The organism is Ulvibacter litoralis (assembly GCF_900102055.1).
Taxonomy (GTDB): domain Bacteria; phylum Bacteroidota; class Bacteroidia; order Flavobacteriales; family Flavobacteriaceae; genus Ulvibacter; species Ulvibacter litoralis.
The window spans coordinates 198,719-204,868 of the sequence record NZ_FNBA01000005.1; the positions used below are offsets into that span (position 1 = coordinate 198,719).

At 32.0% G+C, this 6,150-nt stretch carries 7 protein-coding genes; 1 reads left to right on the forward strand and 6 read right to left on the reverse strand.

Annotated elements, in window-relative coordinates:
• Position 1: 1 nt before the first annotated feature.
• Positions 2-907: an NAD(P)/FAD-dependent oxidoreductase gene (locus BLQ00_RS14705; protein WP_229792654.1), complete on the reverse strand. Its 906-nt coding sequence runs from the start codon at positions 905-907 to the stop codon at positions 2-4.
• A gap of 183 nt (positions 908-1,090) precedes the next feature.
• Between BLQ00_RS14705 and BLQ00_RS14710 the strand changes: the two genes are divergently transcribed.
• Positions 1,091-1,468 (forward strand): Fur family transcriptional regulator, encoded by a 378-nt coding sequence (locus BLQ00_RS14710; protein ID WP_093145075.1) that lies wholly within the window; start codon positions 1,091-1,093, stop codon positions 1,466-1,468.
• Positions 1,469-1,509: 41 nt separating this feature from the next.
• Here the strand turns inward: BLQ00_RS14710 and map are convergent, their stop codons facing one another.
• From map to BLQ00_RS14735, 5 genes are all read right to left on the reverse strand, one after another.
• Positions 1,510-2,274: a type I methionyl aminopeptidase gene (map, locus tag BLQ00_RS14715; protein ID WP_093145076.1), complete on the reverse strand. Its 765-nt coding sequence runs from the start codon at positions 2,272-2,274 to the stop codon at positions 1,510-1,512.
• Positions 2,275-2,432: 158 nt separating this feature from the next.
• Positions 2,433-2,960 (reverse strand): DUF4269 domain-containing protein, encoded by a 528-nt coding sequence (locus tag BLQ00_RS14720; protein ID WP_093145077.1) that lies wholly within the window; start codon positions 2,958-2,960, stop codon positions 2,433-2,435.
• 169 nt (positions 2,961-3,129) lie between these two features.
• On the reverse strand, positions 3,130-4,041 hold the full coding sequence (locus tag BLQ00_RS14725) for a helix-turn-helix domain-containing protein (RefSeq protein WP_093145078.1): 912 nt from the start codon (positions 4,039-4,041) through the stop codon (positions 3,130-3,132).
• A gap of 9 nt (positions 4,042-4,050) precedes the next feature.
• Positions 4,051-4,815: an SDR family NAD(P)-dependent oxidoreductase gene (locus tag BLQ00_RS14730; protein WP_093145079.1), complete on the reverse strand. Its 765-nt coding sequence runs from the start codon at positions 4,813-4,815 to the stop codon at positions 4,051-4,053.
• A gap of 10 nt (positions 4,816-4,825) precedes the next feature.
• Positions 4,826-5,692, reverse strand: a complete 867-nt coding sequence (locus BLQ00_RS14735; RefSeq protein WP_093145080.1) for an SDR family oxidoreductase — start codon at positions 5,690-5,692, stop codon at positions 4,826-4,828.
• Positions 5,693-6,150 lie beyond the last annotated feature (458 nt).

Consider the following 6,150-nt stretch of genomic DNA (forward strand, 5'->3'; position numbering starts at 1 on the left):
ATTAAAAATTCTCTTGTGTAAGTTCATTATTGATTACTGCTCCAGAAATGTTTCCGCTAGAAACGGCTATTGCAACTGAACGCATCATTGAGCTATTGTCACCACAAGCAAAAACATCTTCTACTGTAGTTTTTTGCATAAAATTTACTTTAATGTGTCCGTTTTCTGTAAGTTCACAACCTAACTCTTTGGGGATATTTGAGTTTTGTTCAAAAGGAATAGAAGCGTAGGCACATTCAAAATTCTCTGTACTTCCATTTTTGAATACAATTTTTTCTAATTGTCCATTTTGATGTTCTATTTCAGAAATTTGTTTTTCCACAATTTTTATATTGTACTGTTTTAATTTTTCGAGTTGATTTTCTTCAAAGTCTTTTGTTCCTGAAGTGATTATCGTTATTTCTTTTGTTAAATTGTTCACTAAAGAAGCAAGGTGAAATGCTCTTTCTCCATTAGCTATTATAGCGGTTTTTTTATTTCGTATTTCATAACCGTGACAATAAGGACAATGTACTACCGAAATTCCCCAACATTGGGAAAATCCATGTATATCTGGCATTATGTCTTTAATTCCTGTGGCAAAAACCAATTTTTTTGCACTAAAAATATCTCCAAATGTAGTAGTGATTTCAAAACCTTTTTTAATTCTCTTTCCACTTACGGCAATTCCGTTATAAAATTTGACACTTTCATATTTAGATATTTGACTTTTAGCAATTTCAGATATTTCTATGGGCGTACTTCCGTCTTGAGTCAGAAAATTGTGAGAATGTGGGGTTTGGCGGTTACACGGTTTTCCCGAATCTATTATCAATGTATTTCTCAATGAACGTCCTAAACTCATTGCAGTAGAAAGCCCAGCATAACTCCCACCAATAATTATTACTTCAAATTCTTTTTTATTCATTTTGTTATTGTATTGAGCGAAAAGCGATAAAGGTCTGGGTAATGCAAGTAATAAACCTGATACTCCAAATAGTTTTATAATTTCTCTTCTAGTCATTATAAGTATTTAATGCGATACAGTCGCAATTGTGTTTTGGCAAATATACAATCTTTTTGTATTATTGCAACAAATTCGCAATAACAAATGAATAGAAGAAATACACCTACAAAAGAGGCTGTCTTAAATTTACTTTCAAAATCAAAAAAAGCATTGAGTCAGGATGCTATTGAAAAACAACTTGATATTAAAATGAATAGGGCTACTATATACAGAGTATTGAATAGGTTCTGCAAGGATGATTTAGTACATAGAATTGTTGCAGAGGATGGGAAACAGTACTTTGCCATTTGTAAAAAATGTGAGAATCCACAAGAGCTTACTCAACATCATTTTCATTTTAGATGTTTGTCGTGTGATTCAATTGAATGCCTACAAGTTCCTGTTGAGTATTCAGTTCCCAATGGCTATGAAGTTAAAAATGCAAATTGTGTTCTGACTGGGGTTTGTAATGACTGTTCGTAGGTTTTTTAAACTGCTCACAAAAAGACTATTTAGCTAGATGCTTAATCCCAAATTTCATTAGATTCTGTTAGAATTACTGGATAACTATCTGTTACAAGTATTGTTTGTTCGTGTTGTGTTACATAGCCACCTTTATTACCTACTAAAGTCCAACCATCATTTAATTCTACAGCAACTGTCGAGTTTGTTGAGATGAAAGTTTCTATGGCTACAGTGGTATTTTTCTTAAATCGTTCTCTATTGCTTTTAACTCTGTAATTTAGAATATTTTCAGGCTCTTCGTGTAAGCTTCTACCAACTCCGTGACCAGCCAAGTTTTTAATGACTTTAAACCCTGATTTTTTAGCTTCCGTTTCTATTAAATAACCAATTTCAGAAATTTTTACTCCGCCTTTGATATTGCTTATTGCTTTGCGTAAAATGTTTTTAGAAGCATCCACAAGAGGTTGATAGTTATGTAAGTCCTTTCCAATAATAAATGAACCTCCATTATCAGACCAAAAGCCATTTAGTTCAGCAGAAACATCAATATTAATCAAATCACCTTCCTTTAATATTTTGTTTTCGGATGGAATTCCGTGAGCAGCTTCTTCATTTATGCTTATACAAGTGTATCCAGGGAAACCATAAGTTTCATAAGGTGCCGATTTTGCTCCATAACTTTTTAAAATATTACCTCCATATTCATCAAGTTCTTTAGTTGACATACCAATTTCAGCATATTCTCTCATTAGTTTTAGTGTAGTTCCAACAACTTCACTAATTTTTTTCATTCCGATTAATTCTGATTCTTTTGTTATTGACATTTCGTTTTTTGTATGTATCGTCCCAATGTTTTTGTGTATACTTTGTCCCGTGTTTTATGCAATAAAGTTAGCAAAAAAAACTAAATAGAATTTTCCACAGGATTTCCGTAAGCAGGTACGGCTTGGCAATAAATTATATATGTTGCTATCATCAGTATTTATTTTTCCAACTTTAATAATTCAGTATATGAATTTCCCTCCAGTCCTAATAATTTTGCGAATGCAGGTTCTGTTTTTATTCCGTTAGATTTTAATTTTTTTACACTCTGTTTAAATTCAAAACCTTTTTCTTTTAAAATTTTATTTTCAACAATCATATGCCGATAAGCGTTTTGCTTTTCGGTTGGAATATTTTGTCCAAAAACCTCAAACAAAAAATTATCCGTTTTAAATTCCGCAATAGTTGATTCAATTCCATTTTGAATTATTGAATAAACTTTAAAGTCTTTTTTGTCAGAAAATTGATTTAATAAATATGTTTTAAATTCAGAATGATTTTGACATTCGCAAATAATGTCTAAATCACTTTCGGGTAAATCTATTTCAATTGGAATAGTTCCAGTCAAAATTGGATTATATTTTTCAAGTTTCTCTATAACTTTATGTTTTTTGATTTCAGAATAAGCAAGTCTTTGTCTTTCGTTTCCAGATTTTAAATAGTCAATATTTTTAAAATTTTCAATCATTTTCTTATTGTGTATGGGCAAGGGTCTTGCGTAATTCTCCAATTAAAGGATGGTTATCAGTAAAAATAATAAAATGAACTAACTTTGACACTTGTGCGTCTGTGTCTGCAGGACATAAACTAAACTAAGTTAGAATTATGCTTTGTTAGCTGTAGTGGTTTCCTATTTTTTAATTATATAATTCCCGAAATTCCAATGGTGTCAATTCCATTTTTTTCTTGAAAAATTTTCCGAATGATTGTGGGTGTACAAATCCTAAACTGTAAGCAATTTCATTTACTGATAAGGCTGTAGTTGAAAGTTTCTCTTTAGCCAATTGTATTAGTTTTTCGTGAATAAATTCTTGGGTGCTTTTGCCTGTTTGTGTTTTTAATAATCTGCTTAAATAATTGGGGGATAAGTTCAATGAAGCTGACAAATAATTAACTGTTGGTAATCCATTTTCTTGTAAGTTTTCGCCTTTAAAATAATTATTTAAAAGTGTTTCAAATTGCTCAAGCATTCTATGGTTCGATTTTTTACGAGTGATAAATTGACGTTGATAAAACCGTTCTGAATAAGTGAGTAATAATTCCAATTGTGAAATGATAACATCTTGACTGAATTTATCAATAGTTGAATTGTATTCTTGATTAATATTTTGCATCAAATCGGTTAACGTTTTTTGTTCCTTGTCCGAAAGATGTAATGCTTCGGTTAATTCGTAACCAAAAAAGTCATATTTCTTTATTTTTTGCGCCAAAGATGTATTCCAAAGAAAATCGGGATGGAAAATAAGTAGCCAACCCAAATGATTAAGTTTTTGTTCATCTTCTACCTCAATACGCATAACTTGATTTGGTGCGATAAAAGCTAATACGCCTTCATCAAAGTCGTATTCCTGTTGTCCATATTTCATTTTACCATTAAACACCTGTTTTAAGGCAATTGAATAAAAACCGTGTGTAAAACTTGAAACTGTTACATTTTCTTTCCTTTTAATATCGGCAAAATTAATTACGCTAACCAAAGGATGCTGTGGTTTTGGCAACTGCATTAATCTATGATATTCGTTGATGTTTTTTATGTGAAGTATAGACATGAGTTTGTTTTAAATCATTTGTCCTCCAGATACCTCGATACGTTGTGCGTTTATCCATTTAGCATCTTTGGTGCATAAAAAAGCAACAACACTTCCAATATCATCTGGTAGTCCAACACGCCCCAAAACAATGTTAGACGCGATAAAGCTATTTAATTTTTCATTATCTCTAACTGCTCCACCACCAAAATCAGTTTCAATAGCTCCTGGTGCAATGACGTTTGATCGAATTTTTCTTTCTCCTAATTCTTTTGCTTGATACTTTGTTAATGTTTCAATAGCACTTTTCATAGATGCATATGCTGAAAATCCGTTTAACGCAAAACGAGTAAGTCCAGTGGATACATTTACAATTCCGCCACCATCGTTTAGAATGCTTAATGCACTTTGCGTTAATAGATAGGTGCCTTTAAATTGAACGTTATAAAGCGTATCTAATTGTTCTTCAGTTATTTTTGAAAATGGTGCGTTTATTCCAATTCCTGCATTATTTACGAGATAGTCAATTTTATCAACTCCGAATTTGTATTTAATTGACTTTTTAACAGTATCAAAGAATGCTTCAAAACTTTGGAAATCTGTTACATTTAATTGAACTGCAATTGCTTGTTGTCTTATATGTTCAATTTCTTTGATAACTTCTTTAGCTTTTTCTTCGTTGCTGTTATAGGTTAGAATTATGTGAAGTCCTTTTTTTGCTAATTCCAAAGCCATATTTTTCCCCAATCCACGACTCCCTCCAGTTACTAAAGCAATTTTCATTTCTTTTTTCATTTCTTTATAGCTATAAATTGAATAATAATTTCAAACCTTCTTTTAGATTTGTTGGTTTACGTCCGAGATAATGTTGCAATTCATTTGTAACGGTTGCTTCCTGTCCGTTTTTAATATCAAGATTAAAACCAACTATTTTTTTGACCATTGGTTTTGGAACTCCATTGTCCAGCATTATTTTTTTGAAGGGCTCAACTTCTACAGATTTGTAAATGACCTGTTTGCCAGAAAGTTCTGTTAGTGCAGTTGCAACATCATAAAAAGAATATGCATCATCACCTGTAAAGTTAAATGTTTGGTTTTCGAATTTTTCGGTCATTAATGCATTAGCCATTGCTTCTGCCTGTTCACCTTTTAAAACATAGGCCACTTTACCATTTCCAGCAGGTTGTATTATACCTTTCTCAAATACCTGTTTACCTACAAAAAGCGGTAAGACATCCATATACAACGCATTTCTGAAAATGATATAGTTCAATCCACTTTTTTTAATATAGTCTTCAGTCAGGAAATGTTCTGTCATTAGTTTGTTTACTAACGTGTTTTTGTCTTTTAAGGAACGACTTGTATAAGCAATGTTTTTAACACCTTTCTTTTTTGCTGTATTAATAACGTTTTTATGTTCTTGCATTCTATCGCCTTGGTCTCCCGAAGAAATAAGTAAAACGGCATCTACGTTCTCCATCGCTTTTTCAAGCGTTTCAATGTCACTATATTGACCAATAAAAGCATTTAATCCTTTTTGTTCGAATTCAGTTTTTCTTTCTTCTTTTCTTGTGAGAACTGAAATATTTTCAGCTCTCATAGTTTTAAGTAAAGTTTCAATAACTGTAGTACCCAATTCACCAGTTGCACCAGTAACTAATATTTGTTTCATTTTTCATTTTTATAAATGATGTACAAAGATGAAATAGATAAGCGATAGTTTTGTAGTCAAATCTATCTTTGTATCAGCCAAATCGGACAAATGGCTGAAGTTTGTGGATTAGCACGATGTTTTTTTATCATTACAGCTAAAGGTTCGCGTATATCGATTGTGGTGTCTGGATTGCTGTGCGGCTTGAAGCGGCGACACCTTTTCAGTTCTTTATTTAGTTCCAATTATTCGGAGCTGCGTGAGACCCTGCCTGCCGGAAGGCCGGTCAGACAGGCAAGCGTAACGTTATTTTTCAGAAACCAATATAGTTAAATATTTGCAATCAATTTAGTTCTAGTTTCGCAAGAGCTATGATTAGTATACGTCCTAAGTTTGATTTCCATTAACTTAATTCAGAATTAATAGAAAGAACAAAAGAGCAGAGTAAGATTAAGATATACGTAGGAACTTAAGATTCC

Excerpts from the sequence above, each read along its gene's own strand:
- BLQ00_RS14705 (WP_229792654.1), bottom strand. The coding sequence starts at position 907 with ATGAATAAAAAAGAATTTGAAGTAATAATTATTGGTGGGAGTTATGCT.
- BLQ00_RS14710 (WP_093145075.1), top strand. The coding sequence starts at position 1,091 with ATGAATAGAAGAAATACACCTACAAAAGAGGCTGTCTTAAATTTACTT.
- map (WP_093145076.1), bottom strand. The coding sequence starts at position 2,274 with ATGTCAATAACAAAAGAATCAGAATTAATCGGAATGAAAAAAATTAGT.
- BLQ00_RS14720 (WP_093145077.1), bottom strand. The coding sequence starts at position 2,960 with ATGATTGAAAATTTTAAAAATATTGACTATTTAAAATCTGGAAACGAA.
- BLQ00_RS14725 (WP_093145078.1), bottom strand. The coding sequence starts at position 4,041 with ATGTCTATACTTCACATAAAAAACATCAACGAATATCATAGATTAATG.
- BLQ00_RS14730 (WP_093145079.1), bottom strand. The coding sequence starts at position 4,815 with ATGAAAAAAGAAATGAAAATTGCTTTAGTAACTGGAGGGAGTCGTGGA.
- BLQ00_RS14735 (WP_093145080.1), bottom strand. The coding sequence starts at position 5,692 with ATGAAACAAATATTAGTTACTGGTGCAACTGGTGAATTGGGTACTACA.